This is a genomic window from Candidatus Andeanibacterium sp., assembly GCF_057143545.1.
The window spans coordinates 1-3028 of sequence record NZ_DBNHSF010000023.1; the positions used below are offsets into that span (position 1 = coordinate 1).

The following is a 3028-nucleotide window of genomic DNA, read 5'->3' on the forward strand; positions in this document are numbered from 1 at the left end:
CTGCTCGGGCATGCCCAAATGCTGGAGGAAATCGGGCTTGCCGAGCGAGACGCCCTGCGCCCGCATGATCGCGTAGGCGATGGTGGCGTGAAAATAGAAATTGGGCAGCGCGAAATTCCGCAGATAGTCGGCACCGGAGAAGCGGTAGCCCATCCCGTTGGGGAACTTGACGATGATTTCGCGGTCCGCGCTATCCGCCAGCGCGGCCGGGTCGACGCTCTCGATGAAGGCGATGGTCTTGTCGCAGCGTTCCTGCAATTCGGCGAGCGTCGTTTCCTCATCCGGCATTACCGGCGGATCGATCCCGGCGAGACGGGCAATCGCATTCTTCGCCGAGTCCGAGGCTATCTGGTACTGCCGGGTGAGCGGGTGCATGTCGTCGATCAGCCGAGCATCGGCCAGCACGGCGGGGTCCTTTTCGGCCGCCGCCTTGTCGAGCCAGTTGCGCATCGCCTTGAGCGTCTGCACGAATACCGGGGCGGACAAATCATAGATCGTAAGGCTCATTTGGGGTCTCTCCGGAGTGCCCGCCGGCGATTGGGCCGCTGGCTGCGACCGCTTCCCGGCGATGCGGTGTTGGCTATTTCTTGAGCTTGGCTTCCAGCGCCGCCAGCCGCTCGGCAAGCTTTTCGTTCTCCTCGCGCGCCCTGGCGGCCATTTGCTTGACCGCGTCGAACTCCTCGCGCGAGACGAAATCCATCCCGCCGATGGCTTCCTTCATCTTCTCGCGGGCGCTTTCGCGCGCTTCGCGGGTCATCCCGGCAAAAGTGCCGGCGGCGGAATTCATCATCTTGACGAAATCGGAGACGAGGGGGTTTTCGCTTTGCATGGCGGCTATATGGCGCCTTCCCCCAATCCTTACAACTCTATCCGCTGGCTCGGACTGGTCACTTCGACATCCTGCGCCTGCGGGTTGAGCAGCCAGAACTGGTAGTTGAGCACGGTCGCGAAAGCGACCCAGGCGAAATAGGGGACGAGCAGCAGGCCCGCGAGCCGGCGGACGACGAAGAACATGATCAGCGTCAGCAGCACCGCCACATCGATCGCCAGCAGCAGGTAGAGCGCCAGCTCGATCTGGTGCTCGCGAAAGAACATCGGCGACCAGGCGAGGTTGAGCACCAGTTGCATGGCGAACAGCGCCAGGGCGATCGTCCGGCCCCTTGCGCCCCAGGCCGCGCAGACCAGCGCCGCGGCAATCCCCATCATGAAATAGAGGATGCTCCACACGATCCCGAAGGTTGCGGGCGGCGGATAGATGGCGGGCTTCTCGAGCGCCGTGAACCACGGATTGGCGGCCGCCGATCCGGAAACCTCGCCGGAGAGGAAGCCGAGCAGCATAACCAGCGGAACGAGGAACAGTGCCCAGCGGAAGAAACTTGCCCTCAACTGCGCACGCGAGGCGAGAATGGTCATCGGGACTCCGAAGCGAATCGTGTGAGGATATTGGCGGGCAGTTCGGGCAGGGGCAACGCCGGGATGCACCTTGTGCCCAATCCGCACAGACAAAATCCTCCCTGTTCCCGCAGGAATGGGGAGGTGGCAGCGCAGGAGCTTTGCGATGGCGCTGACGGAGGGGCTGAATTGGATGGAGAGCACCCCTCCACCACCGACCCGAAGGGTCGGCGGTCCCCCTCCCCACGCCTGCGGCGCAGGGAGGATCAATCACCCCCGCTCCGCCGAGACCAGGAATTCGACATTGCCTTCCGGCCCGGTGATCGGGCTTTCGACGATCCCCTGGATGCGCCAGCCCCCCAAGTGCTTATCGGCGCCTTCGAGCCAGGCGCGGACCTCGTCGCACACCCGCCGGTGCAAGGCCGGATCGCGCACCACCCCGCCCTTGCCGACCTCGCCCTTGCCGACTTCGAATTGCGGCTTGATCAGCGCGACCAGCCGGCAATGCGGCGCCGCCAGCGCAAGCGGCACTTCGAGCACCTTGGCCAGCCCGATAAAGCTCGCATCGCAGACCACCCAGTTGCATTCCCGATCGATCAATTCGGGGGTGAGCAGCCGCGCGCTGGTCTGTTCGAGCACGGTCACCCGCGGATCCTGCCGCAGCTTCCAGGCGAGCTGGTTGGTCCCGCTATCGACCGCGAAGACATGGCTCGCGCCCTTCGCCAGCAGCACATCGGTGAAACCGCCGGTCGACGAGCCGATATCCATCGCCACCGCACCCGCCGGATCGAGCCCGAAATGCTCGAGCGCATGGGCGAGTTTGATCCCGCCGCGGCTGACCCAGGGATGATCGCGGCCCTTGACCTCGATCGTGGTATCTTCCGCCACCTGCTGGCCGGGCTTCTCGAGCTTGCGCTCCCCGGCATAGACCAGCCCGGCCATCACCAGCGCCTGCGCCCGCGCGCGGCTCTCCGCGAGCCCGCGTTCCACCAGCAGCTGGTCGATCCGTTGCTTCTTCGCCATGAATCATGGCGATAGCCGCCCGCGGCCACTTGAGCCAGTCCGGGAGAGGCCCCATAGTCCAAGCGATGACAAACCGAATTGCCGCCGCCCTTGCCCTGATCCTGGTCGGGTCCTGCATTCCGGCGCCCGAGCCGCTGCCGCCCGCACCGCCTCCGGCACCGGAACCTGCGCCAACGCCCGCGCCGACACCCCCGCCGGCGCTGTCCGAAGCCACTTCCGGCTGGATGGAGCAGCCGCAATCGCCGGGCGACTGGTTCTATGTCACCCGCCCGCCCTTCACCATGGCCGCCTTCGGCGCGAGCGCGACGGATTTCGGTTTCGTGATGCGCTGCGACCGGGCGAACCGCACGGTTTCGCTCGGGCGGGTGAGCGATGCGCAGGAACCGCGCGCAATGCGGGTCGTCACCGAGACCAGCATGCGGCAGTTCACCGGCCAACCGCGCCAGGGCGCGATCGAGACGCTGGTCGCGGTCGATCTCGATGCCAACGACCGGCTGCTCGACGCGATGGCGATCAGCAAGGGCCGCTTCGCGGTGGAGGTCGCGGGCGAGCCATCGCTCTACATCCCGAGCTGGCCCGAAGTCACGCGGGTGATCGAGGATTGCCGGTAGGT

General features: G+C 65.8%; 5 protein-coding genes. 1 reads left to right on the top strand and 4 read right to left on the bottom strand.

The features are described from left to right. The 4 genes from AC16XC_RS01450 to AC16XC_RS01465 all read right to left on the bottom strand — a co-directional run. Positions 1-507: DUF1993 domain-containing protein (locus AC16XC_RS01450; protein WP_484032853.1), on the bottom strand; the 507-nt coding region annotated here is incomplete at its 3' end. 73 nt (positions 508-580) lie between these two features. Next, entirely contained in the window at positions 581-829 is a 249-nt protein-coding gene (locus AC16XC_RS01455; RefSeq protein WP_484032854.1) for an accessory factor UbiK family protein, read from the bottom strand. A gap of 29 nt (positions 830-858) precedes the next feature. Further along, a complete protein-coding gene (locus AC16XC_RS01460; RefSeq protein WP_484032855.1) occupies positions 859-1413 on the bottom strand; it encodes a TspO/MBR family protein in 555 nt (184 codons plus the stop codon). A 249-nt stretch (positions 1414-1662) separates the two neighbouring features. Further along, positions 1663-2415, bottom strand: coding sequence for a TlyA family RNA methyltransferase (locus AC16XC_RS01465; RefSeq protein WP_484032856.1), 753 nt, complete (start codon positions 2413-2415; stop codon positions 1663-1665). Positions 2416-2480: 65 nt separating this feature from the next. Between AC16XC_RS01465 and AC16XC_RS01470 the strand changes: the two genes are divergently transcribed. Further along, positions 2481-3026 carry a hypothetical protein gene (locus tag AC16XC_RS01470; RefSeq protein WP_484032857.1) on the top strand — a complete coding sequence of 182 codons (546 nt, stop codon included), beginning with the start codon at positions 2481-2483 and terminating at the stop codon, positions 3024-3026. Positions 3027-3028 lie beyond the last annotated feature (2 nt).

Coding starts and splice junctions, on each gene's coding strand:
- AC16XC_RS01465 (WP_484032856.1), bottom strand. CDS start 2,415: ATGGCGAAGAAGCAACGGATCGACCAGCTGCTGGTGGAACGCGGGCTC.
- AC16XC_RS01455 (WP_484032854.1), bottom strand. CDS start 829: ATGCAAAGCGAAAACCCCCTCGTCTCCGATTTCGTCAAGATGATGAAT.
- AC16XC_RS01460 (WP_484032855.1), bottom strand. CDS start 1,413: ATGACCATTCTCGCCTCGCGTGCGCAGTTGAGGGCAAGTTTCTTCCGC.
- AC16XC_RS01470 (WP_484032857.1), top strand. CDS start 2,481: ATGACAAACCGAATTGCCGCCGCCCTTGCCCTGATCCTGGTCGGGTCC.